The following is a 24,740-nucleotide window of genomic DNA, read 5'->3' as shown; positions in this document are numbered from 1 at the left end:
TACTCACTTAACGAAAATTTCAGAGCTGAGCACTAGTGGACATACCGGGGACACGGAAAGGGACACGGGTGCCGGGCACTGCCATGACAGCGACAAACGGGTCGACACGCATCGAGGGCACACGCCCGTTCGATGTGGTCGCGCTGGGCATCGTCACGGCCTCGATCCTGCTGTTCATCGCGACCGGCTCGGCAATCGGCCCCGACATCGTCGCCTCTTGGATGGGACATGGCCCCGGCCCCGACCGCTTCATCGTCAATGCCTTCGTTCTCAACATCGCGATCATCATCTTCGGGTGGAGCCGCTATCGCCAGCTCAGCCAGGAACTGGTCGAGCGCATGAAGGCCGAAGCCGACGCACGACACCTCGCCGAGACCGACCCGCTGACCGGCTTCCTCAACCGCCGCAGCTTCCACGCGCGCGCCGAGGAGCTCGTAGCCGAGGCACACAAGGCAGACCGTGCCGTCGCCTTCGTGATGATCGATCTCGACAACTTCAAGCTGGTCAACGACTACAACGGCCATAGCGCCGGCGACGAACTGCTGCGCGAATGCGCCGAGCGCATCGCCCGTATCGTCCCCGTGGGCAGCGCCATGAGCCGTATCGGCGGCGACGAGTTCGCGCTGGCCGTACCCTTCGAACCGGGTAACCGCGAACAGGTCGACCGCCTTGCCGAGACCTTGCTGACCCAGATCGGCCGGACCGCCCGTGCCGGTACGGTCACCGTCGAGGTCACCGCCTCGATCGGCCTTTCCCGTTCGGACAAGCCGGGCATTGCCGGACGCCCGGTGAGCGCACACGCGATGCTCGAGGAAGCGGACGTGGCGATGTACCATGCCAAGCATCGCGGGCGGAACAGCTTCGACTGGTTCGACCCGCAGATGGGCGAAGAGATGCGCTTTCGCACCCAGTTCGAGAACCAGATCCGCGAAGGCATGCGCAAGCGCGAGTTCGTGCCCTTCTACGAACGCCAGATCGACCTGCAGACCGGAAAGCTGACCGGCTTCGAAATGCTCGCGCGCTGGAAATCGCCCACGCTCGGCCTCGTCTCGCCCGAGATCTTCATTCCCATCGCCGAGGACATCGGCGCCATTGCCGAGCTCTCCGAACTCGTGATCCGCCAGGCGCTCGAGGATGCGCGCGAATGGGACCCCTCGCTCAGCCTCGCGGTCAACATCTCGCCGATGCAGCTGCGCGATCCCTGGTTCGCGCAAAAGCTCCTGAAGCTGCTGGTCGAAGCCAATTTCCCGCCCGAGCGGCTCGAGATCGAGATTACCGAGAGCTGCCTGCACCAGAACCTGACGCAAGTGCGCTCGCTGCTCACCAGTCTCAAGAACCAGGGCATCCGGGTCACGCTCGACGATTTCGGCACCGGCTACAATTCGCTCGCGCAGCTGCGCTCGCTACCCTTCGATCGCATCAAGATCGACCGCAGCTACGTCACCAGCGTGGGCAGCGATGCGGACAACGCCGCCATCGTCCATTCGCTTGCGCTGCTCGGCAAGGGGCTCAACCTGCCGATCACCGCCGAGGGCATCGAGACCGCCGACGTGCTCGAACACCTCATGCAATACGGCGATCTCAAGGGACAGGGCTACCTCTACGGCCAGCCGCGCCCCGCCGGACAGCTCGGCGAATGGCTCAGCGATGCAGCACTTGCTCGGCAAGGTTCCGGCGAAAGCCCCATCGCCCTTTCGGCAACGTCCCTGCCCGTGACCGGCGAAGCGATCTGCGCCGAGCAGGCCAAACTCGAGGCTCGCCGCGCCTGAACGGTGCCCCGGCGCACACAATTACTGGACCTGGCAGCCCGCAGCACCTAGATCGCGAGCCATGCGGATCGACTTCACCAAGATGCATGGCCTGGGCAACGATTTCGTCGTGCTCGACGGGCGCGACCAGAGCCTGCCCCGGATGGACGCCAGCCTTGCCGCCGCGCTTGCCGACCGGCGTACCGGGATCGGTTGCGACCAGCTGATCGTGCTCGAACCCTCGCTCGCCGCGGACCTGCGCATGCGCATCTTCAATTGCGATGGCAGCGAGGTCGAGGCCTGCGGCAATGCCACCCGCGCCGTCGGCCTGCTGGTAGGCCGCGCGATCTCCATCGAGACCGTCGCCGGACTCCTTTCCGCCAGCCCGTGCGAGGCCGGCATCTCGGTCGAGATGGGCAAGCCGCGCTTCGACTGGAACGCGATCCCCCTCGCCTATCCGATGGACACCCATGCGATGCCGGTGGCCTGGGAGGAACTGGTCAACCCGATCGCGGTCAACGTCGGCAATCCGCACGCGATCTTCTTCGTCGAGGATCCTTACGCGATCGCCATGGAGCGGCTCGGCCCGCTGGTCGAGAACGACCCGATCTTCCCCGAGCGCATCAACGTCAACGTCGCCGCCATCACGGCGCGCGACGCGATCACGCTGCGCGTGTGGGAGCGCGGTGCGGGGCTGACCCGCGCCTGCGGCACCGGTGCCTGCGCCACCGCCATCGGCGCGATGAAGCGCGGGCTGGTCGACCGCCGCGTGCGTGTCACCCTGCCCGGCGGTCCGCTGGTGATCGAGTGGCGCGAGGACGAGGTCATCGTCATGACCGGCCCGGCCACCGAGAGCTTCCGCGGCAGCTTCGAGGTCGGGGACTTCGGTCCGCAGCAGTGAGGAATTTCGGGCAATGACCCTCGAAGTCCATTCGCTCGGCTGCCGCCTCAACATTTCCGAAAGCGAGGAACTGCGCGGGTTGCTCGGCGGCGCCGAAAACCTCGTCGTCATCAACTCGTGCGCGGTGACTGCCGAGGCCGTCCGCCAGACCCGCCAGGCGATCCGCAAGGCCCGGCGCGCGCACCCCGAAGCGCGTCTCCTCGTCACCGGCTGCGCCGCCGAGGTAGAGCGCGAAGCCCTCGCGGCCATGCCCGAGGTCGACGGCCTCGTCGCCAACACCGCCAAGCTCGACCCGCGCGCCTGGAACGTGCCCGCCGCCCCTCCGGCCAGGCAGCGGCGTGGCTATACGCGCGGCTTCGTGCAGGTTCAGAACGGGTGCGATCACGCCTGCACCTTCTGCGTCATCCCACAAGGGCGCGGCCCCAGCCGCTCGCGCACCATCGCTGAGGTTCTCGGCGATGTCGCGGTACACCTCGAGGCGGGCGTCGCCGAGATCGTGCTCACCGGCGTCGATCTCACGTCATGGGGGGCAGACCTGCCCGATGCCCCGGCGCTGGGCGTGCTATGCGAAGCGATCCTCGCGCGTTTCCCGGCGCTTGCACGCCTGCGCCTTTCCTCCATCGACGGGGCCGAGGTCGACGAACGCCTGTTCGAGCTGCTCGCGGGCGAGACGCGGGTGATGCCGCATGTCCACCTCTCGCTCCAGCACGGCAACGACCTCATCCTCAAGCGCATGAAGCGGCGCCATTCGCGCAGCGATGCCATGGCGCTCGTCGCGCGCCTGCACGATCGGCGCCCGGAAATCGCGGTGGGCGCCGATCTGATCGCCGGTTTTCCCACCGAGGACGAGGCCGCGCACCGCGACAACCTCTCGATCATCGCTGCGCTGCCGGTGGTCCACGGCCACGTCTTTCCTTATTCGCCGCGCCCCGCAACGCCTGCCGCACGCATGCCGCAGGTCGATGGCGAGGTGATCCGGCGCCGTGCACGCGAATTGCGCGAGGCAATCGCGGATCAGCGCGAGCTCTGGCTTGCCGCGCAGGTAGGCCAGCCGCTATGGGTGCTCGCCGAAAGAGGCGGAACCGGCCACGCGCCGAACTACGCGCGGGTGCGCCTTCCCGCAGATACCGTCCCGGGCACCCTCCTCGAGGTCGTGCCGCAGGGGGCAGTCGAAGGAATACTGGAAACATGAGTGACGACAACCAGGCTCTGGGCACGGGCGCGCAGGCACCGGGCGGCGACTGGTCGGAGCGCCTCTTCGGCGGCTTTCGCAAGACCTCCGAGCGGCTGACCGGCAACCTGTCCGGCATCGTCGGCAAGTCGCGGCTCGACGATGCGCAGCTCGACGAGATCGAGGATGCGCTGATCATGTCCGATCTCGGCCCGCGTGCTGCCGCCCGCATTCGCGAGCGTCTGGCACAAGAGCGCTTCGAGCGCGGCGAGATCGACAGCGGCGACGAGCGTGCGATCATGGAAGTGGTCGCCCGCGAGATCGCCGATATCCTGCGCCCGGTCGCCAAGCCGCTCGACATCGTGGCCTTCCCGCGTCCGCAGGTGATCCTCACCATCGGCGTCAACGGCTCGGGCAAGACCACCACCATCGCCAAGCTCGCGCACCTCTTCCAGGAGCAGGACTATGCGGTGATGCTGGCGGCGGGCGACACTTTCCGCGCCGCCGCGATCGGCCAGCTGGGCGTCTGGGCCGAGCGGCTCGACGTGCCCATCGTCAAGGGCCCCGAGGGTGGCGATCCCGCCTCGGTGGTGTTCGACGCGGTCAAGGCGGCAACCGACGACGGCACCGACGTGCTCATCGTCGACACCGCCGGGCGCCTCCAGAACAAGCGCGAGCTGATGGACGAGCTCGCCAAGATCCGCCGCGTGCTCGGCCGCCTCAACCCCGAGGCTCCGCACGACGTGGTGCTCGTGCTCGATGCCACCAACGGGCAGAACGCACTCTCGCAGATCGAGATCTTCAAGGAAGTCGCGGGCGTCACCGGATTGATCATGACCAAGCTCGACGGCACCGCGCGCGGCGGCGTGCTCGTCGCCGCGGCCGAACAGTACGGCCTGCCCATCCATGCCATTGGCGTCGGCGAAAAGATCGACGACCTCAGGCCCTTCAACCCGGACCTTCTCGCCCGGGTCATCGCGGGGATCGCGTGATGAACACTAAGCCCCGCAACGGCGACGCTCCCGAAACCGCCAAGGACAAGCCCAAGTCGAGCTGGGTCAACCTCGTCGTCGACTTCGGCCCGCTGCTCGTCTTCTTCCTCGCCTACCGGCACTATTCGCCCGCCGAGGCGAACGACACCCTCGGTACCGTCGCAGCGGTGATCAAGGGCACCATCGCCTTCATGGGCGCGACGGTCGTTGCGCTGATTCTCTCCAAATGGCGGCTGGGCAAGATCTCGCCGATGCTCTGGCTGACCACGGCGCTGATCATGGGCTTTGGCGCGCTGACCGTGATCTTCCGCGAGGCGATCTATATCCAGATGAAGCCGACCGCGGTCTACCTGATGTTCTCGGCTGTCCTGTTCATCGGCCTCGCGCGCGGCAAGCCCATGCTCAAGTACCTGCTGCAATCGGCCTTCGAGGGGCTCGACGAGACCGGCTGGATGAAGCTCTCGCGCAACTGGGCCTGGTTCTTCGCGCTGCTCGCGGTGATCAACACCGTGCTGGTCTTCACCGTCAGCTTCGATGCCTGGCTTCAGGCCAAGCTATGGGGCTTCACGGTGCTCTCGTTCGTGTTCACTTTCGCGCAGCTGCCGATGGTCATGCGCCACGGCATGGGCGAGGACGCCAAGGAAGAGCTGATCGAGAACCCGCCGCACGACTGAAGGCGCGATCAGCCTTTCGGCATCTTGTGATCGCCTCGCAGGCCGTTATGATAACGGTTACATTGCGAGGTTGAACACGAGGTGCCGATCATGATCGAGACGAAGCTCACGCGCCGCAAGGCCTCGACATTGCTGACGGCCTCGCTTTTGGGCGCCCTTGTCGGCGCCCGCGCTGCATCCGCCTCGGTTCCATCGCTGCGGGCCATCGTACAGCCGCGCATGCGCGTCTTGGTCGACAACGACTTCGCAGGCGATCCGGACGGGCTGTTCCAACTGCTCCAGCACGCACTCAGCCCCTCGGTCGAAATCCCACTGATCATCGCCAGCCACCTGCATCCCGGCGAGGTGTGGTACGATGACGCCAAGGTCGCCGCTGACGGCGCGAGGCGCGCGCGCGAACTCCTTGCGATGATCCCGGATTACGAGGCCACGTCACCGATTGTCGCTGGCAGCGAACGGGCGATGAACAGCGCAGGTCCTGACACGAGCCCCGCCACCGACGCGATCATCCGCGAAGCGATGCGCGAGGACACCGACCTGCCTCTGTTCTACGCCGCCGGTGCCGGGCTCACCGAACTCGCGCTTGCCTGGCGCAAGGAACCGCGCATCGGCAAGCGGCTGAAGCTGGTCTGGATCGGCGGCAGCGAACATGCCGGGCTCGGGGCCATGCCTCCGGGCGGCACGCGCAGCGAGTACAACCTCACGATCGACACCGAGGCCGCGCAGGTCGTCTTCAACGAATCGGACATCGAAATCTGGCAGGTTCCGCGCGACGCCTATCGCCAGACGCTCTTCAGTTACGCAGAGCTCGACGAACTGGCGCGCGGAGGTCCTATCGGAGCCTATCTGTGCGACAAGATCGCTCATGTGAACCGTTTCTACGAAGAGGCGACCAAGGGTGAGAAACCGGGGCTAGGCGAAACCTATGTGCTCGGCGACAATCCGCTCGTCACGCTCACCGCCCTCCAGTCCTCGTTCGAGGCCGATCCCTCATCCTCGTCCTATGTGGCCATGCCGACCCCGCGCATCGACGACAACGGCCTCTACGGGGCGCGGCCCGACGGACGCCCCATGCGGGTCTATACACGGGTGGATACGCGCCTGACCTTCGCCGACATGCGCGCCAAGCTGCGCGCCGTGGGCGGCTGAACCAGCCTCCGGCACGCAAAGGCAAGCGGCGCGGCGCTGGGCGCGGTCAGATTTCGAGCTGGCTGCCCAGTTCGACGACGCGGTTGGTGGGCAGGCGGAAGAACTCCATCGCGCTTGCGGCATTGCGCATCATCCACGCGAAGAGCTTCTCGCGCCAGATTGCCATGCCCGGCTTTTCGGAAGCGACGAGCGTCTGGCGCGAGAGGAAGAAGCTGGTCTTCATCATCTCGAAGGGCGCACCGCACATCTGGTTATGCGCCAGCGCGGAGGGCACGTCGGTCTCCTCCATGAAGCCGTAGCGCAGCGTCATGCGGTAGAAGCCCTGTCCGAGGTCCGAGACCGAATAGCGCTCGCCCGATTCGACATAAGGCACGTCCTGAACCTCGACGGTGAGGACGACCACGCGCTCGTGGAGCACCTTGTTGTGCTTGATGTTGTGCAGCAGCGCCGAAGGCACGCCGACGTTGCTGGAAGCCATGAAGATCGCCGTGCCGGGAACCCGCGCGGCACTGCCGTGCGCGCTCTTGGCAAAGACGTTGAGCGGCAGCGCGGCCTCGGTCATGCGGTCGCGCATGAGGCGGCGGCCCTTGTTCCAGGTCGTGAGCAGGGTGAAGGCCACACCGCCGATCAGCAGCGGGAACCAGCCGCCATCGGGAATCTTGGTCGCGTTCGCGGCGAAGTAGGCACCGTCGACCACGAAGAAGGTGACGATGACCGGGATCGCCAGCCAAGGCTTCCAGCGCCACAGCACGATCAGCAGCACACTCATCAGGCAGGTGTCGATGAGCATCGCACCCGTCACCGCGATACCGTAGGCCGAGGCGAGGTTCGACGAGTTCTCGAACACCAGCACCAGCACGATCACGCCGGTCATCAGCGCCCAGTTGACGAAGGGAATGTAGATCTGGCCGACCTCGTGCTCGGAGGTGTGGCGGGTCGACAGGCGCGGGATGAAGCCCAGCTGCATCGCCTGATGCGTGATCGAGAAGGCGCCCGAAATCACGGCCTGACTGGCGATGAAGGCGGCGCAGCTGACGAGGATCACGAGCGGCAGGCGCAGGCTCTCGGGTGCGAGGTTGAAGAACGGGTTCTCCATCGCCAGCGCCTGCTGCGCATCGTCGAGACTGAGGATCATCGCGGCCTGGCCGAAATAGTTGATCAGCAGGCACGGCATGACGAAGCCGAACCAGGACAGGCGCATCGGGCCACGTCCGAAATGGCCCATGTCCGAATAGAGCGCCTCTGCGCCGGTCACCGCCAGCACGACCGAACCCAGTGCAAGGAAGCCGAGCACCTTGTCGGTGAGGAAGAACTGGATCGCGTACCACGGGTTCAGCGCGACGAGCACCTCGGGCATCTGCACCAAATGGTAGAGGCCAAGGATCGCGAGAATCGAGAAATAGGTCACCATGACCGGCGCGAACAGCGCACCGACTTTCGCCGTTCCGCTCTTCTGAAGGACGAAAAGGCCAACCAGCAGGATCAACGCGATCGGCATGACGAAGGGCTGCAGGTCGGACTGCACGACGGTCAGGCCCTCGACCGCGGAAAGCACCGAGACCGCGGGCGTGATCATCGAATCGCCGTAGAACAGCGCGGTCGCGAACACGCCGAGCATGACGATCAGGCCGCCATAACCCGACTTGCGGATCGATCCCGAGATCAGCGCGACGAGAGCCAGGCTGCCGCCCTGCCCCTTATTGTCCGCGCGCATGAGGATGCCGACGTACTGGATCGAGACGACCAGCGTCATCGACCAGAAGATCAGGCTGACGACGCCGAGAATATGCAGCTCGTCGATAGCCAGCGGGTGCGGGCCGACAAAGGTTTCGCGGAAAGCGTAGATCGGGCTGGTACCGATATCGCCGAAGACGACACCGACCGCGCCGAAGGCCAGCTTGGCGATCTTGCCGGAACCGTGCCCGCCTCCATGACCGTTGCCCGCGCCCGCTCCGACGAGGCGCTTGTCCTCGCCTTCCGGATTAGCCGGGCCAGCGGCATCGGACGTTACCGAAGTTGCATCACTCATTCGCGCGTCCCGTCATGGATGGAGACCCCTGTCTCGCATCTGCGGCAAGGCTGTGGCCGTTAGCAGCTAGCGTTAGGGCTAGCAACTTTGCTCAGCTCCCGCCTTCGCCCCGCGATGGGCCAGTTGCAGGGCCTGCAACGGAGGGCGTGACCTCGTTCGCCCCGGACATCTTATCCGCGCCTGCCGCTCCGCCTGCTCCTGCGGGCGTCGGCGCTGCTTCACCACGCATGCCGTTGGCCTCGATAAACGCATCGAGCCGCGCGAGTTCCGCCTCAACCACCGGACGCCAGCGCGCATCGGGCTTCGCGTCCTCGAGCAGGCCCGCCCAGAGCTTGCGAGCCTCCAGAAACTCGCCCGATTGTGCCTGCGCGAGACCAAGGAAGAATGGCGGGCCCGGAGCCTTGTCGTCAGCCTTGGCCGCACGCTCGTAGGCGTAGCGGGCCGCAGGCGTAAGCGTGCCGTCGGCATGGGCGACGAGGCCATTGGCCATGGCGAGCCAGGCCTCCGCATTCTTCGGGTCCTCGTCGACCGCAGAGCGCAGAATCTGCGCGGCAGCGGCGTTCTGTCCGTTGCGCGAAAGGCCATCGGCAATGATGACCCAGCGATTGGTCGGCGGGATGGTACTGTTGCTGATCTGCGCGCGCGCATCGACCAGCAGCGCCGAGGCCTCCGGCGAATCGGGTGCTGCCGCCTTGGGCGAGCCCACCTGCCCCGGCGAGCCCTGGAGCGCATAGCCGGCGATACCGAGCAGCAGCGTCGCGGCAAGAGCCTCGCGCGCGCCTGCCGGCACCTTGAACAGGAAGATGGCGAGAAGGAAGACCAGCAGCGCGAGCACCGCGATCACGATCCAGGTCATGGCCGGCCCTCCTCTTCGTCTGCGTCGTCAATCTGGACGGAGTCCTGCGCGCGAAGCGTGCGCGAACCGGCGAAGCGGCGACGCAGCAAAAGCAGCGCGAGCAGGACGAAGACCGCAGGCACCACGAAGAGCGGCCATGTCAGCGCGGTCAGCTGCGGCGCGTAGCTGACGTAGTCGCCGTAACGCTCGATCAGCCAGCTGCGGATGTCCTCGGGGCTTTCCCCGCGTGCGATGCGCTCGCGCACGAGGCTGCGCATCGAGCCCGCGATGGGCGCGTCCGAGTCGGCGATCGACTGGCCCTGACACTGCAGACAGCGCAGCGTCTCCATGAGGTCCATCGCCTGACGCTCCTTCGCCGGATCGTCGAGCTGGCGATAGGCATAAGGCGCGGTCGACTGCTCCTCCTGCGCCTGAAGCGGGGCCGGGACGAGCGCGAGGCTCAGCATCAGCGATGCAAGGTGAAGTCCAAGCCGTGTCATTGTCCGGCCTCCTTCAGCTTCTCGAGGATCAGCGGCACGTCCTCGGGGCGAATCTCGCCGACGTGCTGGTAGCGGATCAGACCCTTGCCATCGACGACGTAAGTCTCGGGCACGCCCGAGGAACCGAGCGCGAGCTGGACCTGACCGTCGTCGTCGGCGCCAATGGCCGCAAAGGGGTCGCCGTTCTGCGAGAGGAAGGCGCGCAGGTTCTCGGTCGAATCGCGCACCGAAATGCCCTCGATCCGCACGCCCGCCTTGGCGAGCGCACCCAGCTGCGGGGCCTCGACCCGGCAGGGAATGCACCAGCTGGCGAAGATGTTGACCAGCCGGGGACTGCCCTTGGCGAAGTCCGCGCTGTCGAGACCGGGACGATCGGGCAGTGCTGCGGGCAACTTGAATTGCGGCATCGGCTTGCCGACGAGCGCGCTGACCACGGTGCGGTCGGCGGGACGCAGCAGGCCCACGAGCACCAGCGCGGTGAAGAGCCCGAACAGCGCCAGCGGCAGCCAGATCGCCCAGCGCGGGGCGCGGTGCCTGGTGTCCTGCGTGCTCATCGCTCGCCCTCGCGCAGCTTGCTCATGCCGTCCTTGCGCCAGGCGATCCGGCCTTGCAGCGAGATACGCCTAAGGTCGGCAACGACGCGGCCGATGAGCGCGAGCAGACCGCCGAAGCCGATCAGCAGGCCGCCGATCCAGATCAGGGTCACCAGCGGTTTCCACCAGAGCCGCAGCTGCCAGCGACCGTCCGCGCCCTCACCGCCGAGCACCGCGTAGAGCTGCCCGTTCCAGCGCGTCAGCAGCGCCGATTCGCTGGTCTGCTGCGGCGGCGCCCAGAAGCTGCGCGCCTGCGGCAGCATGCGCGTGACGTCGCCATCCGGGCCGTAGCGGACCAGCAGGCGCGCCTCGAGCGCGGTCCAGTTGGGGCCCGCGGCAGGCTCGACCCGCTCGAGCTTGACGCCCCAGGGGCCGACATGCGTGGTCTCACCGACTTTCACCGCGACCAGCTTTTCGGTCGAGAAGGCGCTCTCGCTGCTCATCCCGATCAGCGTCACGGCAATACCGAAATGCGCGAAGACCATGCCCCAGACCGCGAGCGGCAAGCGGCGCAGGTTGCGAGAGCGCAGCGGCATGAAGCTCGCGACGGCGAGACCGATGCCCAGCACGAGGCCGAGGAACGGCAGCAGCGCGACGCCGCCCATGACGACCAGCGCGATCCCGGCCACCACCACCAGCATGGCGGGTATCACGAGCGCGCGCCCGACCCGCTCGAAGCGGTCGCGCTTCCAGCGCAGCAGCGGTCCGACCGCGAGCACCAGCAGCATCGGGATCGCGAAGAGCGCGCTCATCGGGTTGAAGTAGGGCGGCCCCACCGAGACCTGCGCGCCCATCGCCTCGGCGAGCAGCGGGTAGAGCGTGCCGAACAGCACGATGCCCAGGATCGCCGAGAGCATGACGTTGTTGAACACCAGCGCGCCCTCGCGGCTTAGGAAGGCAAAGCGCTCGCCCTCGCTCACCGTTGCCGCGCGGATCGCGAAGAGCGTCAGCGCGCCGCCGATGTTGATCGCGAGCAGCGCGAGGATGAAGGTCCCGCGCTCGGGATCGACGGCGAAGGCGTGGACGCTAGTGAGAATGCCCGAGCGCACGAGGAAGGTGCCGATCATCGACATCGAGAAGGCGACGACGCCCAGCATCACGGTCCAGGTGCGCAGCGCGTCGCGCGCGGCAAGCACGCTGACCGAGTGCAGCAGCGCGGTCGCGGCGAGCCAGGGCATGAGCGAGGCGTTCTCGACCGGGTCCCAGAACCACCAGCCACCCCAGCCCAGCTCGTAATAGGCCCAATAGGAGCCGGCAGTGATGCCCAGCGTCAGGAAGATCCAGGCGCCCAGCACCCAGGGCCGCATCGCGCGGGCGAAGGCCGGGCCGACCTCGCGCGTGACGAGCGCGCCGATGGCGAAACTGAACGCGATCGAGAGCCCGACGTAGCCGAGGTAAAGCGTGGGTGGGTGGAACGCGAGCCCGAGGTCCTGCAGCAAGGGGTTGAGCCCCTGCCCTTCGCGCGGCACCGGGTTCAGCCGCTCGAACGGGTTCGAGGCGATAAGCAGGAAGCCGTAGAAGCCAAGGCTGACGAAGGCCTGCCCGGCAAGCGTCGCGAGCATCGTGCGCTCGGGCAAGCGGCGCTCGACCAGCGCGACGAAACCGCCGGCAAGGCCCATGACCGTCACCCACAGCAGCATCGAGCCCTCGTGATTGCCCCAGGAGGCCGCGATCTTGAAGACCAGCGGCTTGAGCGAGTGCGAGTTGAGCGCGACCAGCTTGACCGACAGATCGGTCACCGCGAAGAGACGGATCAGGCAGGCGAAGGCGAGCAGCGCGAGCAGGCCCTGCACGACCGCAACCGGACGCACCAGCGCAGCGAACGTCTCGCCCTTGCGGGTAAGCCCCATGGCGCCGGCAAAAAGCTGCAGGGCGGCCAGCGCAGCGGCCAGCCAGAGCGAGGCAAGTCCGATTTCTGCGGTCATTGGGTCTCTGCCACCACCTGCCTGGCCTGCTTGCCGGTCATTTCCTGCATCTCGCGCGGGACGTAGTTCTCGTCGTGCTTGGCGAGCAGGTTGTCGGCGACGAAAGTGCCATCGGCGCCCATGCGCCCTTCGGCGACGACGCCTGAACCCTCGACGAAAAGCGAGGGCACGATGCCCTTGAAGGTGACCGGCACCCGTGCTTTCCCGTCCTCGACGATGAAGGCGATGGTCACGCCATCGGCCTGGGTCTGGATCGAGTCCTTCTCGACCATGCCGCCAAGGCGTACGCCGCGATCGGGCGCGGGCGGATCGGCGACGATCTCGCTGGGCACATAGAAATAGCTGGCCTGGTTGCGCAGCGCCCAGGCCGCAAGCAGCCCTGCGCCGATCAGCACGACGAGGGCGAGGATGAGCAGCACGAGCCGCTGGTGCTTTGCCTTCACGGCCATAATCTCAACGCTTCCTTGCCTGCTCGCGGCGTTTCTCGGCCCGCTTCATCGAAAGCAGCGACCATGCGACCATCGCGGCCGTAGCGCCGACCCCGATGACGTAGGAGGCGACCACGAAGGTCCAGGGATCCATGGCTTCGCGCATCAGGCCTGACCTCGCGGAGAAAAGCCGGTGGCCATGGCCTTGCGGCGCAGGCGCGCCTCGGCCTGGCGGTCGGCGAGGATCGCGCGCATGCGCGCCAGCACGACACCGGCGAAAATAAGGGTGAAACCGAGCATCGCGGCGAGCAGCGGATAGAGGAAGTCTCCCGACATCGCCGACTTGCCCATGGTGATGCTGGGCGGCTGGTGCTGGCTGTTCCACCACAGCACCGAATAGTGGATGATGGGGATGTTGACCGCACCGACCAGCCCGAAGATCGCAGGCGCCAGCGAACCGCTCTCGCCTTCCGCAGCGTCGCTGGCCTCGCTCGCCTGCGCGAGCGCCATCCACCCGAAATAGAGGAACAGGAGCACCAGCATCGAGGTCAGGCGCCCGTCCCACACCCACCAGGTGCCCCATGCCGGACGGCCCCAAAGCGAGCCGGTGACGAGGCAGACGGCAGTAAAGACCGCACCGGGCACCGCGCAGGCGCGCGCGGCGATACCGGCGAGCGGATGGCGCCAGACGAGCTGGGTGAAGCTCGCGCCGGCAATGCCCATCCACCCGGCCATGCCCAGCCAGGCGGCGGGCACGTGCAGGTAGACGATACGCACCGTCTCGCCCTGCAGCTTTTCGGCAGGCGCAAGGAAGAGGCCCCAGCCAAGCGCGGCAAGGGCGATCACGCAGCCCGCGATCATGCACAGGGGCATGAGCCAGCGAGCGATTTTGAGGAAACGGGCCGGATTGGCAAAGCCATGCATAGGCGCAACTTCTAGTCAGGCCCGCGCAAGGAGCAAGTGACTCATGTCAAAGCCGCACGGTTTTCACCCGTGGTCTGACCCAAAGGACGAGGTGCGCGTGCGAAATCCGAACAGAACACGCAAAAACCGGATAGAATGGGAAAAGTGGGGCGATTGATGGGGTTCGAACCCACGACCTCCGGTACCACAAACCGGCGCTCTGACCAACTGAGCTACAATCGCCACATGTCGCTTGAAGGCCCTTTCGGGCCTGCCGACCTATCGCACCGGGGTAACGTCGAAGCGTCATCGGTGCGGGAGCGCGCCTTTGCACGAGAGCGGCAGGCTTGCCAAGCAAAAAAGTCACCTTCAGCCAAACTCGTGCGATTTTCACGGGCACGGGCCGGGGCTAGAAGCCGGGTATGACAAAGGTCCACGAATCACCGGGCGAAGTTCTGCAGTCGCATCCGGGCGTGCAGCGCGTGCCCTCCCCGAGAATCGACATGTTCGTCGCGCGCGAATTCATCTCAGCCGAACTGTGCGAGCGCCTGATCGCCAAAATCGAGGCCGAACACCGACCCTCGACGGTAGCCGACTACAACGGCGATGACGTGTTCCGCACCAGCTCGACCTGCGATCTGTCGCGCGACGACCCCGAAGTCGCAGCGCTCGCGGCCCGGATCGCGGAATACTCGGGTATCGACCCCGCCCACGCCGAACCCCTGCAAGGCCAGCGCTACGAAGTCGGACAGGAGTTCAAGGCCCACACCGACTACTTCGAGCCGCGTGGACCGGAGTTCGAGAAGTACTGCGCGGTCGCGGGCCAGCGTACCTGGACCTTCATGGTCTACCTCAACAGCGTCGAGGCTGGCGGGGCGACGCGCTTCAAGGTGATCGACAAGATCATCCAGCCCGAGGCCGGCAAGCTGGTGTGCTGGAACAACCAGCGCCCCGACGGCACCCCCAATCCGGCAACGCTCCATCACGCGATGAAGGTGCGCAAGGGGTTTAAGTACGTGATCACCCAATGGTACCGGGAGAGGCCCTGGGGCTGACCGAAGGTCGCCCCGGCCCCTGCCCGGCACACCAATCTTTTACTTGGGAGCAGCGATCACCGCGCAGGCGATTCGCCCGCCCGCATCACCCGAAGGCTGGCTCTTGTAGTCGTCGGCCCCGGCGTGGATCACCAGCGCCGAACCGTCGGCGTCGAACAGGCTCTTGGGGCCCGCAGCGAGCGTCACGCCGGTATTGAGAATCTGGGTCTCGAGCTTGCCGTCGGCGGCGACCGTCTGGTTGGGCATATCGCCGCCGTGCGGCCCGCCCTCGACCATGAGGCCGTGCTTGGACACCATCGGCGCGAAGTGGCCTCCCGCCGTCTTGAAGCCCTCCGCCGGCTCGCACATGCCCTTCTCGTGGAAGTGGAAGGCATGGGTGCCTGCGGGCAGGCCTTCGAGCTGGGTGGTGATCAGCACGCCGCTGGGCGTATCCTGCACCATGACCATGCCGTGAGAGGCGCCGTCAGCGCCGATCAACGTGGCATGGACCATCTCGCCCGCTTCCTCGTGATGATCGGCCAAGGCCGGGGTTCCAAGACCGAGGCTCGCGAGCGCGAGACCGAAGATCGCAGCCTTGCGGCCAGTGGCGGGAATAGACATCGTTCGAATTCCTCTCTCTCCTGCGGACGTCATACCGAGAATGCAGCGAGACGCCTTGGGGTTGCATCACAGACCTGCCCGAATGCACCGCCCCCTGGCAAGCCGTCCGTACTGCGCCCACCAGACAAGGCTCGAGCCACAAACGAAAAAGGCGGCCCGCAAGGGGGCCGCCTTTCCAGCATCGCCCCACGAGGAGCGACGCGTTCAGCTCTGACCGGCTCAGTTCTTCTTGAGCGAGAGACCGCCGAAGCGCTTGTTGAACTGGGCGACACGGCCGCCTTCGTTCACGCGCTGCGTACCACCGGTCCAGGCCGGGTGCGTCGTCGGATCGACTTCGAGAACCAGCGTGTCGCCTTCCGAGCCCCAGGTCGAGCGGGTCTGGAAGGTGGTGCCGTCAGTCATCTGGACGGTGATCATGTGGTAATCGGGGTGCGTATCGGCCTTCATGTCGTAATCTCTCTGCAATTGGCCGGTTCCGACCGGCCTGCCTGTGAAAGGCGCGCCCTTACATCGGGGCTGCGCGGAATGCAAGCTCTGCCGGTCAGGCGTCTGCGATCATCGCGGTGAACTTGACGTCGCAGGTCACCTTGTCGCCGATCGAGGCCTTGCCCCAGAACTTGCACACGCGTGCACGCTTCTGGAGAAAACCAACGCGCAGGTCGAGCAGGTGGCCGGGCATCACGGGATTGCGGAACTTGGCTTCCTCGATTCCCATGAAATAGACCAGCTTGCCGGTACCGGCGAGACCGAGCTTCTCGATCGCGAGAATCCCCGCTGCCTGCGCCAGCGCCTCGATCTGGAGGACGCCGGGCATGATCGGCTTGCCGGGGAAGTGACCCTGGAAGAAGTCCTCGTTGAAGGACACCGCCTTCACCGCGTGGATTTCCTCCTCCTCGAAGGAAACCACGCGGTCGACGAGCAGCATCGGGTAGCGATGCGGCAGCGCCTCGAGGATCCGGGGGATGTCGTATGCGCCTTCGGGCTGCTCGCTCATGACGGTTCTTCCCGAGCTACGATCAGCGGCCGACCGGCTGCGCGGCGGCAGCGGGCTGCTGTGCGGCAGCGGCGGCCTGCTGCTGGGCGCGGGCCTCGCGGACCTGACGCGGCTGCCAGCCTGCCGGCGGGGTGATCTGTGCCGAGGGGATCAGCGTGTTCAGCTCGTTCAGGATGTCCTGGTTGAGGTTGTAGGCGCCGTTGTTCATCGCCACGATCGCCTCGGGGTTGAGGAGCATCGAGATCTTCTTCTTGTTCATCGCGGCCTTGACCGCGTCGTTCAGCTTGTCCTCGATCTGCTCGGAGACATAGGCGCGCGACAGCGAGACGGGTGCGAGGATCTGCTGGAGCTCCTGCTGGCCAGCCTGCTGGATCTGCTGGATCTGCTGGGCCTGCTGCTGCAGCGCTGCCTCGTTGGGGTTGGCAGCCTGACGATCGGCGTTGAACTTGTCGACCAGCGGCTTGAGCTGCGCGTTGAGCGCATCGCTGCGGGTGCGCGCCTGATCGAGCTGCGCCTTGTAGGTGGTCTGGCGCTGCTGCTCTGCCGTCTTGAAGGCATTGGTGTTGACGATGACGCGCTCGAAGTCCGCGACCGCGATGCCCTGCACCACGGTGCCGCCTTCCTGAGCCAGCGCCGGCTGCGCGGCAACCGAAGCGAGGGCGATGCTCGTGCCGAGCGCGAGAGTCTTGAGAAGAGTTTTCATCAGAATTGCGTTCCCACGTTGAAGGAGAAGACCCGGGTATCGTCGCCCTCGCGCTTCACGAGCACCTTGGCGATATCGATACGGAAGGGTCCGAATGGTGAATTCCAGTTCACGCCGAAACCGACCGCCACGCGCGGCAGCCAGGTGTCGCCGAGATAGGATTCGGTGAAATAGCTGTTGTTGCCGACGGCGAAGTTCGCGATGCCGTTCGTCGTCGGGTCGGTCGTCTGAACGACGTTTTCCTGGTCGTACTCGTTCGGCGTACCATTGTTCTCGTAATAGATCTGGTTGCCGTCGCTGTCACGCGAACCGATGAAGCAGCCGTTGCCGCAATCGCTCAGTTCGGGGCGCTTGGTGCCCCACACTGCGCCGGCATCGACGAAGATCGAAGGGCGCAGGCCCATCTCGCGAGCGCCCGAACCGAGCGGAATCTCCATCTCGGCACGGCCCATGTAATAGTAGTTGCCGCCGAGCGCGTCGTCGGAATCGCTCGTCATGCTCGAGGTATCGTCGTCGATCGGGCCGCTGTAATACTGGCGCAGCACGCGCGGGCCAAGGCCACGGATGGCGAAACCGCGCATCTGCGGCTGGCCGAGGTAGAAGCGGTCGGTCAGGCGCACGTCGTTGCCGCCATAGGGCTTGATGATGCCACCCTCGCCCGAGAGCGAGAAGATGAAGCCCTTGCCCAGCGACCAGTACTTGGCGGCATTGGCGCGCAGGCGCGCATACTTCACGTCGCCACCAAGACCCGCGACGTCGATGTTGACCGACGCGCTGGTGCCACGCGAGGGGCGCACGCGGTTGTCGAGCGTGTCGTAGATAAGCGAGAATCCGAGGATCGAGCTCAGGCGCTTGCCGAGCGCGTCACAGAGATAGCGACCGGCGCGCAGCGGATCGCAGGCATATTCGCCCTGATCGTTGATCGAGTAGAACTGGCTCTCGCTCAGCGACACGTCGTCGTAGTTGAGCGTATAGCGCCCGACCGCGGTGATGTACTCGGTCAGCGGCAGGCCGGCACGGATCTGGAAGCCTGTCGTGGTCTGCTCGTAGTTCGTGTTGCGGTTCGAGTTGTAATAATTGAAGTTGTTGTAATCGCGGCGGTAGATGTCGACGCCCAGCGACACGTTCTTGTCGAACAGGTACGGCTCGACGAAGCTCGCCTGGACCGACTTCGAGTAGCGCGAATAGCTGCCCGAAAGGCCCACCGTCTGGCCGCGACCGCGGAAGTTGCGCTGGCGGATCGAGGCCTGGAAGATAAAGCTCTCGAGGCTCGAGAAACCGGCCGAGAGCTGGAGTTCGCCGGTCGGCTTCTCCTCGACGTTGGCCTCGAGCGTGATGCGGTCTTCGGCGCTGCCCGGCTTCTGCTCGACCTCGAACTTCTCCTGGAAGTAGCCGAGCGACTTGATGCGGTTGGTCGAACGGCGCACCTGCAGCGAGTTGAACGCGTCACCCTCGGCGAGACGGAACTCGCGGCGGATGACCTTGTCCTGGGTGAGCGTGTTGCCGTTGATGTCGATGCGCTCGACGTAGACGCGCGGTGCCTCGCGGATCACGAAGGTCAGACCCATGGTGAGGTCTTCCTTGTTGCGATCGTACTGCGGACGCACGTCGGCGAAGGCGTAACCGAAGGCACCTGCGGTGTTGTTCAGGTTCTCGATCGTGTCCTCGACGAGCTTGGCGTTGTACCAGTCGCCCGCCTTCATCGGCAGGTTGGCCGCCAGCTTGTCGCCGTCGAAGTCGCGCAACTGGCTCTCGACCTTCACGTCGCCGAACTTGTAGCGCTCGCCTTCCTCCACCACGTAAGTGATGATGAAGTCCTTCTTGTCCGGCGTAAGCTCGGCCACCGCCGAGACGACGCGAAAGTCGGCGTAGCCCTCGGTCAGGTAGAACTGGCGCAGCTTCTGCTGGTCGAAGGCCATGCGGTCGGGGTCGTAGCTGGTACCCGACGAGAAGATACGGTGCCAGCGCGCCTGCTTTGTCACCATCTGGCCGCGCAGGTCACCGTCCGAGAAGGCCTCGTTGCCGATGATGTTGATCTGGCGGACCTTGGACTTGTCGCCCTCGGTGATCTCAAAGACGATGTCGACGCGGTTCTGGTCGAGCATGACCATCTTGGGCTCGACGGTCGCTGCATAGCGGCCCTGACGCTTGTACAGCTCGATGATGCGCGCAACGTCGGCGCGAACCTTGGAACGGGTGAAGATCTGGCGCGGCGCGACCTTGATTTCGGGCAGGATCTTGTCGTTCTTGATGCGCTTGTTGCCCTCGAGGATGATCCGGTTGACCACCGGGTTCTCCTGGACCTCGATGACGACGTTGCCGCCCTCGTTGGTCACCTCGACGCTCTTGAACAGCTCGGTTCCGTAGAGATCCTTGAGCGCGCCGTCGGCTGCGGCCTTGCTGTAGGGCTGGCCCACGCGCAGGTCGATGTAGGACAGCACGGTCTGCTGCTCGAGGCGCTGCGAGCCCTTGACCGAGATCGACTTGATCGTCTCGACCGGAGCCTGTGCACTGGCGGCCCCGGCTTCGGTTTCCTGTGCAAAGGCCACCGCCGGAACCCCGGCGAGGATCGTGGTCCCCAGGAGCACTGCAGCCACCTGCGTCTTGCGCCCGGCGCCCGTGCTGCGAACCATTTCCAATCCGATCATTCTACGCAAATTCCCGATAATCGCTTTCGCGAGTTCACAGACCACTCCCCCGGCTCGCGCACCCAGAACCGGATATGACCGCAGCCATCTGCCTGATGGACGCCGTCCGATCAAGCTGACAAACCCGCAGGAGAGCGATCCCCGCCTAAAACCTCCCGGCTATCCCCCGAAAATCGGAAGGGACACCAGGTCATTGACCGTCACGAACAGCATCAGCGCGAGGACCAGTGCCACGCCCGTGCGGATCGCCCATTCCTGACTGCGCACTCCAAGTGGCTTCCGACGAACCCATTCGGCTGCGTAGAAAGCCAGATGCCCGCCGTCGAGGCCGGGGATTGGCAGGAGGTTGATGAATGCCAAGTTAATTGAGATCAGCGCCACGAAACCGGTGAACTGCTCCCAGCCCAGCGAGAACTGCTGGCCGGAATACTGCGCGATCTTGATGGGCCCGCCCATCTCCTTGACCGAGCGCTGGCCCACCACGATCTGCTTGATGCCGGTGACCATCGAACCCATGATGTCGAAGCTGCGGGTAAAGCCCAGACCGACCGCCTCGAGGGGCCCGACGGGGACCACCCTGCCGAAGCCCGTGCGCACGCCCAGCCAGCCCGCCGTGACGGTCTTGCCGTCCTCGCCCATGCGTTCGGCACTGCCGACCGTGACCGAGAGCGCCTCGCGCTGGCCTTCGCGCTCGACGACAATGGGGATCGTGCGACCGGGGATCGGTTCGATCATCGGCGGGATTTCCGCGAAGCTGCCGATGGCCTTGCCGTCGACCTCGACGATCTTGTCGCCGACCTGCATTCCCGCCGCTTCGGCACTCGAATCGCCCGTGAAACCGCTGACGATGGGCAGTGCGAAATCGACCCCAAGGTCGCCGATTGCAGCCTCGTTGCCGAACTCGTCGCGCATCTCGCGCCGCGCCAGGTGCACCGGGATCGAGCGCGTCTCGCCATCGCGCGAGACAGTGACCTCGATCGTCTGATCGGGGAAATAGACCACGTGCGAGGGGATGTCGGTAACGCTCTCGATCGGGTCGCCATCGATGCTCACGATGCGGTCGCCCGCCTCGAGCCCGGCTGCCTGCGCAGGCGAATTCTCGGCAAAGGCCGCGATCTCGGGATCGGCAACGAGCCGTCCGTTGGCCCAGGCGAAACCGGCGAGGATCGCCACGCAGACCAGAAGGTTGGTGAGCGGCCCCGCAAAGACGATCAGCGCACGCTGCCACAGTGGCTTGACGTGGAAGGTGTGCGCGCGCTCGGCTTCGCTCAGGCCGTCCTCGCCAGCGCTCGGAGCGCTTGCCGGGTTCATGTCTCCGGCGAACTGCACGTAGCCGCCCAGCGGCAGTATCGAGAGCTTCCAGCGGGTACCGCGCTTGTCGGTCCAGCCAGTCAGCTCCTTGCCGAAACCGATCGAGAAGGCATCCGCCTTGACCCCGAAGAAGCGGCCCACGAGGTAGTGGCCCAGCTCGTGGATGACCACGAGGGGCCCGAGCACCAGCAGGAAGGCGAAAATCGTGGTCAGGAGGCCAGGGGCAGCGGTCAACTCAGTATCTCTCCGGGGCTATGGTTCTGCGGCTTCGCGCTCAGGCGGCCTGCAGCAGGCCGAGTGCACGCCGACGCGCCTCGGCATCGACGGCGAGGACATCGGCAAGGCTGGTCGGCGCGCTTGGCGCGTAAGTCTCGAGCACGTGCTCCACTTCTGCCGCGATCCGGCTGAACCCGATCTGACCGGCAAGGAACGCCGCCACCGCAACCTCGTTGGCCGCATTGAGCACCGCAGGGATCGCGCCCCCTGCCCGCGCCGCCTCGCGAGCGAGCCGCGTCGCGGGAAAACGCTCCTCGTCGGGAGCCCGGAAGGTCAGCTCGCCAATCGCGGCAAGATCGAGCGGAGCCAGCGGCGTGTCCATGCGCGCGGGCCATGCCAGCACCGAGGCGATGGGAACACGCATGTCCGACGGGCCGAGCTGGGCAAGGGTCGAACCGTCGCGATACTCGACCATCGAGTGCACGATCGACTGCGGATGGACGATGATGCGCAAGGCATCGAGCCCGACCGGGAAGAGGTAGTGCGCCTCGATCAGCTCGAGGCCCTTGTTGAACATTGTCGCCGAATCGACGCTGATCTTCGCGCCCATGTCCCAGTTGGGATGCTTGATCGCCTGCGCGGGCGTCGCCTCGGCGAGCTGGCCTGCACTCCAGTCGCGAAACGGACCGCCGCTTGCGGTCAGCGTGATCGAGCGGACCTGGCTGAGCTGGTTGCCCTGCAGGCACTGGAAGATCGCGTTGTGCTCGGAATCGACCGGCAGCAGCGTCGCGCCGTGGCGCGCGACCGCGGCCGTCATGACCTCGCCCGCCGAGACCAACGCCTCCTTGTTGGCAAGACCGATCAACCCGCCCTGCTCGATCGCGGCCATGGTGGGGGCAAGCCCCGCGCAGCCGACAATCGCGGCGATGGTCATCTGCGCGCCGCGCGCGGCGGCCTCGACCAGCGCCTGTGCACCGCCAGCGGCCTCGATGCCGGTACCGGCAAGCGCTGCACGCAGTTCGGGCAGCGCGGCCTCGTCGGCAACGACCGCGACCTCGACCTCGAATTCGCGCGCCAGCGCTGCCAGCGCTGCGGCATTGCCATTCGCGGTCAGCGCGACGACGCGCCACTGCGCGCGGTTGCGACGCACGAGGTCGAGCGTCGATGCGCCGATCGAGCCGGTCGCACCGAGCACGGAGATCGTACGCGCGCCACCGTGCTCGCAGGCTTGTTCGGGGGCCTTGGTCATTGCGGTCCCTTGGTCATCAAATATCGTCCAGCTGCGGCGCCGATACGGCTCACGGCTTGAACAGGATCATCAGGGCTAGCAGGAAAAGCACGGCCAGCAAGCCGTCAACGCGGTCGAAGAAGCCGCCATGCCCGGGAATCAGCGATCCGGAGTCCTTGACCCCAGCCCGCCGCTTCATCCAGCTCTCGAAGAAATCGCCGGCCTGCGCGGCCACGGCGAAGAAGATGCCGGTCATCAGGCAGATTGCGAAGAGCGCGACGGGGCTGGCATCGAAGTACCAGCACCGGTCCATCCCGAAGCAGCTGCGCAAGGCGCCCGGCGAGGTGACGGGCTCGACATCGATCGAGCCTGCGCGCCACAGCATCGCGGCACCGAACAGCACCGCAGTCGCGCCGACGCATCCACCGACAAGCCCTGCCCAGGTCTTGGAGGGGCTGATCGCGGGCGCGATCTTGGGACCGCCGAAAGTGCGCCCGGCAAAGTAGGCACCAACGTCGACCGCGATCACGCCGGTCACTACCGTCAGCAAGGGCGCGAGGGTGAAGGCGGGATTGCGCAGGAACAGCAGCATGGCAGCGCCGATGCCGACGTAGAACATGCCGCCGAAATTCCACAGGCCGCGGGCCATCGGCTCTGTCGCGAAGCGGCGCGACATGCGCACCCATTCCCACAAGACCCCGACCGCGACCGCGCAGACGAAGGCGATCCACACCGGACCGCCCAGCCACAGCGCCCCGCCCGCGAGCGCCACCATCACCACGGCCGAGGCCGCGCGCACGCCGAGGTCCGACGCGCCCTTGGCCTTGCGGTCAGCGCCCTCCATAACGTCTCTCGCGATTGGCGAAGTCGTCGAGCGCCTCGCGCAGGTGATCCACGGTGAAATCGGGCCACAGGACGTCGGTGAAGAGCATCTCTGCATAGGCCGCCTGCCACAGCAGGAAGTTCGACAGGCGAACCTCGCCCGAGGTGCGGATCAGCAGGTCGAGCGGCGGCAGGTCGGCGGTGTCGAGCTCGGCCTCGATGCTCTCGGGCGTGATCTCGCCCTTGGCCGCGGCCTTGCGCGCGGCGCGGGCGATCTCGTCGCGCGCGCCGTAGTTCAGCGCGACCGCGAGCGTGGTGCCGGTGTTCCCGGCGGTCCGCGCAATCGCGCCGTCGATCAGCTCGACAACGTCGGGCTTGAAGGCGGTGTAGTCGCCGATGATCCTGAGGCGCACCCCGGCCTTCGCGAACTCGTCGAGATCGGAGAGGATGAAGCGCTTCATCAGGCCCATGAGGTCGGAGATTTCCTCCTCCGGGCGCCGCCAGTTCTCGGTCGAGAAGGCGTAGAGGGTCAGTGCCTCGAGGCCGAGCTCGCGCGCACCGCGCACGATCCGGCGCACCGCCTCCACGCCGCGCTGGTGACCCATCGCGCGCGGAAGCAGGCGCTTCTTCGCCCAGCGCCCGTTGCCATCCATGATGATGGCGACGTGGCGCGCACCGGCAGTGCCGTCAGCCTTCACGCGGCCCTCGCTGCGCTGGCAGACACTTGGCGATGTCCCTCATGAGCCAGTCGTCGGGTCACTTGTTGAGAATTTCCTTTTCCTTGTGCGCGAAGGCATCGTCGACGGCCTTGATCTGCTCGTCGGTCAGCTTCTGCACGTCGGTCTCCGCGCGCTTGCGCTCGTCTTCCGAGATTTCCTTCTTGTTCTCGTCGGTCTTGAGATCGTCCATACCGTCGCGGCGCACGTTGCGGATCGCGACCTTGGCCTTCTCGGCGTACTGGCCGGCGAGCTTGGCGAGCTCCTTGCGGCGCTCCTCGGTGAGGTCGGGGATCGGCAGGCGCAGGGTCTGGCCATCGTTGATCGGGTTAAGGCCCAGACCTGCCGAACGGATCGCCTTCTCGACCGGGGTCACGTTGGACTTGTCCCAGACCTGCACCGAGATCATGCGCGGCTCGGGCACCGAGACGGTGGCGACCTGGTTGAGCGGCATCATCGCGCCGTAGACCTCGACGTTGACCGGGTCGAGCAGCTGCGTGCTGGCGCGACCGGTGCGCAGGCCGGCGAGATCGCCCTTGAGCGATTCCACCGCGCCCTTCATGCGGCGTTCGAGATCATCCTTGTCGTACTTGGCCATG

25 protein-coding genes and 1 tRNA gene are annotated in these 24,740 nt (G+C 66.0%); 7 read left to right on the top strand and 19 right to left on the bottom strand.

From position 1 onward, the window contains the following. Positions 1-83 precede the first annotated feature (83 nt). From I5E68_RS08345 to I5E68_RS08320, 6 genes are all read left to right on the top strand, one after another. On the top strand, positions 84-1,769 hold the full coding sequence (locus I5E68_RS08345; protein WP_197162852.1) for a putative bifunctional diguanylate cyclase/phosphodiesterase: 1,686 nt from the start codon (positions 84-86) through the stop codon (positions 1,767-1,769). Positions 1,770-1,830: 61 nt separating this feature from the next. Further along, a complete protein-coding gene (gene dapF / locus I5E68_RS08340) occupies positions 1,831-2,649 on the top strand; it encodes a diaminopimelate epimerase (RefSeq protein ID WP_197162849.1) in 819 nt (272 codons plus the stop codon). 13 nt (positions 2,650-2,662) lie between these two features. After that, positions 2,663-3,841: a MiaB/RimO family radical SAM methylthiotransferase gene (locus I5E68_RS08335; RefSeq protein ID WP_197162847.1), complete on the top strand. Its 1,179-nt coding sequence runs from the start codon at positions 2,663-2,665 to the stop codon at positions 3,839-3,841. Beyond that, entirely contained in the window at positions 3,838-4,812 is a 975-nt protein-coding gene (gene ftsY, locus I5E68_RS08330) for a signal recognition particle-docking protein FtsY (protein ID WP_197162845.1), read from the top strand. Before I5E68_RS08335 ends, ftsY begins: the two co-directional genes overlap by 4 nt. Further along, the gene (locus tag I5E68_RS08325; protein WP_197162843.1) at positions 4,812-5,486 is read left to right on the top strand and encodes an inner membrane-spanning protein YciB; all 675 of its coding nucleotides are present in this window, start codon (positions 4,812-4,814) and stop codon (positions 5,484-5,486) included. Before ftsY ends, I5E68_RS08325 begins: the two co-directional genes overlap by 1 nt. Before the next feature lie 90 nt (positions 5,487-5,576). Next, entirely contained in the window at positions 5,577-6,635 is a 1,059-nt protein-coding gene (locus tag I5E68_RS08320) for a nucleoside hydrolase (protein WP_197162840.1), read from the top strand. A 46-nt stretch (positions 6,636-6,681) separates the two neighbouring features. On the opposite strand, the gene I5E68_RS08315 is transcribed toward I5E68_RS08320, so the two are convergent. The 9 genes from I5E68_RS08315 to I5E68_RS08275 form a co-directional block, all read right to left on the bottom strand. After that, on the bottom strand, positions 6,682-8,664 hold the full coding sequence (locus I5E68_RS08315) for a potassium transporter Kup (protein ID WP_228726886.1): 1,983 nt from the start codon (positions 8,662-8,664) through the stop codon (positions 6,682-6,684). A gap of 91 nt (positions 8,665-8,755) precedes the next feature. Then, the gene (locus tag I5E68_RS08310; RefSeq protein ID WP_197162838.1) at positions 8,756-9,520 is read right to left on the bottom strand and encodes a tetratricopeptide repeat protein; all 765 of its coding nucleotides are present in this window, start codon (positions 9,518-9,520) and stop codon (positions 8,756-8,758) included. After that, positions 9,517-9,999: a cytochrome c-type biogenesis protein gene (locus I5E68_RS08305; RefSeq protein WP_197162836.1), complete on the bottom strand. Its 483-nt coding sequence runs from the start codon at positions 9,997-9,999 to the stop codon at positions 9,517-9,519. The genes I5E68_RS08310 and I5E68_RS08305 overlap by 4 nt, the downstream gene beginning before the upstream one ends. After that, entirely contained in the window at positions 9,996-10,553 is a 558-nt protein-coding gene (locus I5E68_RS08300; protein ID WP_197162834.1) for a DsbE family thiol:disulfide interchange protein, read from the bottom strand. The genes I5E68_RS08305 and I5E68_RS08300 overlap by 4 nt, the downstream gene beginning before the upstream one ends. Continuing rightward, positions 10,550-12,517 carry a heme lyase CcmF/NrfE family subunit gene (locus tag I5E68_RS08295; protein WP_197162832.1) on the bottom strand — a complete coding sequence of 656 codons (1,968 nt, stop codon included), beginning with the start codon at positions 12,515-12,517 and terminating at the stop codon, positions 10,550-10,552. The genes I5E68_RS08300 and I5E68_RS08295 overlap by 4 nt, the downstream gene beginning before the upstream one ends. Then, positions 12,514-12,966: a cytochrome c maturation protein CcmE gene (gene ccmE, locus I5E68_RS08290; protein ID WP_197162830.1), complete on the bottom strand. Its 453-nt coding sequence runs from the start codon at positions 12,964-12,966 to the stop codon at positions 12,514-12,516. Before ccmE ends, I5E68_RS08295 begins: the two co-directional genes overlap by 4 nt. A gap of 4 nt (positions 12,967-12,970) precedes the next feature. Then, positions 12,971-13,111 (bottom strand): hypothetical protein, encoded by a 141-nt coding sequence (locus tag I5E68_RS08285; RefSeq protein ID WP_197162828.1) that lies wholly within the window; start codon positions 13,109-13,111, stop codon positions 12,971-12,973. Beyond that, complete coding sequence (gene ccmC, locus I5E68_RS08280; protein WP_197162826.1) at positions 13,111-13,869, bottom strand: heme ABC transporter permease CcmC; 759 nt, start codon at positions 13,867-13,869, stop codon at positions 13,111-13,113. Before ccmC ends, I5E68_RS08285 begins: the two co-directional genes overlap by 1 nt. A 145-nt stretch (positions 13,870-14,014) precedes the next feature. Beyond that, positions 14,015-14,091: transfer RNA gene (locus I5E68_RS08275), tRNA-His, on the bottom strand. Between the two features lie 179 nt (positions 14,092-14,270). Here I5E68_RS08275 and I5E68_RS08270 point away from each other — a divergent pair. Then, complete coding sequence (locus I5E68_RS08270; protein ID WP_197162823.1) at positions 14,271-14,903, top strand: prolyl hydroxylase family protein; 633 nt, start codon at positions 14,271-14,273, stop codon at positions 14,901-14,903. A gap of 39 nt (positions 14,904-14,942) precedes the next feature. Here I5E68_RS08270 and I5E68_RS08265 read toward each other — a convergent pair whose 3' ends face one another. The 10 genes from I5E68_RS08265 to frr all read right to left on the bottom strand — a co-directional run bounded on the left by I5E68_RS08265 (position 14,943) and on the right by frr (position 24,739). Next, complete coding sequence (locus I5E68_RS08265) at positions 14,943-15,503, bottom strand: superoxide dismutase family protein (protein WP_197162821.1); 561 nt, start codon at positions 15,501-15,503, stop codon at positions 14,943-14,945. A gap of 219 nt (positions 15,504-15,722) precedes the next feature. After that, positions 15,723-15,950, bottom strand: coding sequence for a 50S ribosomal protein L31 (gene rpmE, locus I5E68_RS08260; RefSeq protein WP_197162819.1), 228 nt, complete (start codon positions 15,948-15,950; stop codon positions 15,723-15,725). Between the two features lie 94 nt (positions 15,951-16,044). Beyond that, entirely contained in the window at positions 16,045-16,497 is a 453-nt protein-coding gene (fabZ, locus tag I5E68_RS08255; RefSeq protein WP_197162817.1) for a 3-hydroxyacyl-ACP dehydratase FabZ, read from the bottom strand. 22 nt (positions 16,498-16,519) lie between these two features. Then, positions 16,520-17,200, bottom strand: a complete 681-nt coding sequence (locus I5E68_RS08250) for an OmpH family outer membrane protein (protein WP_197162815.1) — start codon at positions 17,198-17,200, stop codon at positions 16,520-16,522. Continuing rightward, positions 17,200-19,848, bottom strand: a complete 2,649-nt coding sequence (gene bamA / locus I5E68_RS08245; protein ID WP_197162813.1) for an outer membrane protein assembly factor BamA — start codon at positions 19,846-19,848, stop codon at positions 17,200-17,202. Before bamA ends, I5E68_RS08250 begins: the two co-directional genes overlap by 1 nt. A gap of 159 nt (positions 19,849-20,007) precedes the next feature. After that, entirely contained in the window at positions 20,008-21,393 is a 1,386-nt protein-coding gene (gene rseP / locus I5E68_RS08240) for an RIP metalloprotease RseP (RefSeq protein ID WP_197162810.1), read from the bottom strand. Between the two features lie 40 nt (positions 21,394-21,433). Next, positions 21,434-22,624: a 1-deoxy-D-xylulose-5-phosphate reductoisomerase gene (locus I5E68_RS08235; RefSeq protein WP_197162808.1), complete on the bottom strand. Its 1,191-nt coding sequence runs from the start codon at positions 22,622-22,624 to the stop codon at positions 21,434-21,436. 49 nt (positions 22,625-22,673) lie between these two features. Further along, positions 22,674-23,447, bottom strand: coding sequence for a phosphatidate cytidylyltransferase (locus I5E68_RS08230; protein WP_197162805.1), 774 nt, complete (start codon positions 23,445-23,447; stop codon positions 22,674-22,676). Beyond that, a complete protein-coding gene (uppS, locus tag I5E68_RS08225; RefSeq protein ID WP_197164681.1) occupies positions 23,434-24,078 on the bottom strand; it encodes a polyprenyl diphosphate synthase in 645 nt (214 codons plus the stop codon). The genes I5E68_RS08230 and uppS overlap by 14 nt, the downstream gene beginning before the upstream one ends. Positions 24,079-24,181: 103 nt before the next feature. Then, positions 24,182-24,739, bottom strand: a complete 558-nt coding sequence (gene frr, locus I5E68_RS08220) for a ribosome recycling factor (RefSeq protein ID WP_197162803.1) — start codon at positions 24,737-24,739, stop codon at positions 24,182-24,184. Position 24,740 lies beyond the last annotated feature (1 nt).

It is taken from the genome of Novosphingobium aureum, from assembly GCF_015865035.1.
Taxonomy (GTDB): domain Bacteria; phylum Pseudomonadota; class Alphaproteobacteria; order Sphingomonadales; family Sphingomonadaceae; genus Novosphingobium; species Novosphingobium aureum.
The sequence above is the reverse complement of the archived record's forward strand: the minus strand, read 5'-3'. Positions and strand labels throughout refer to the sequence as shown.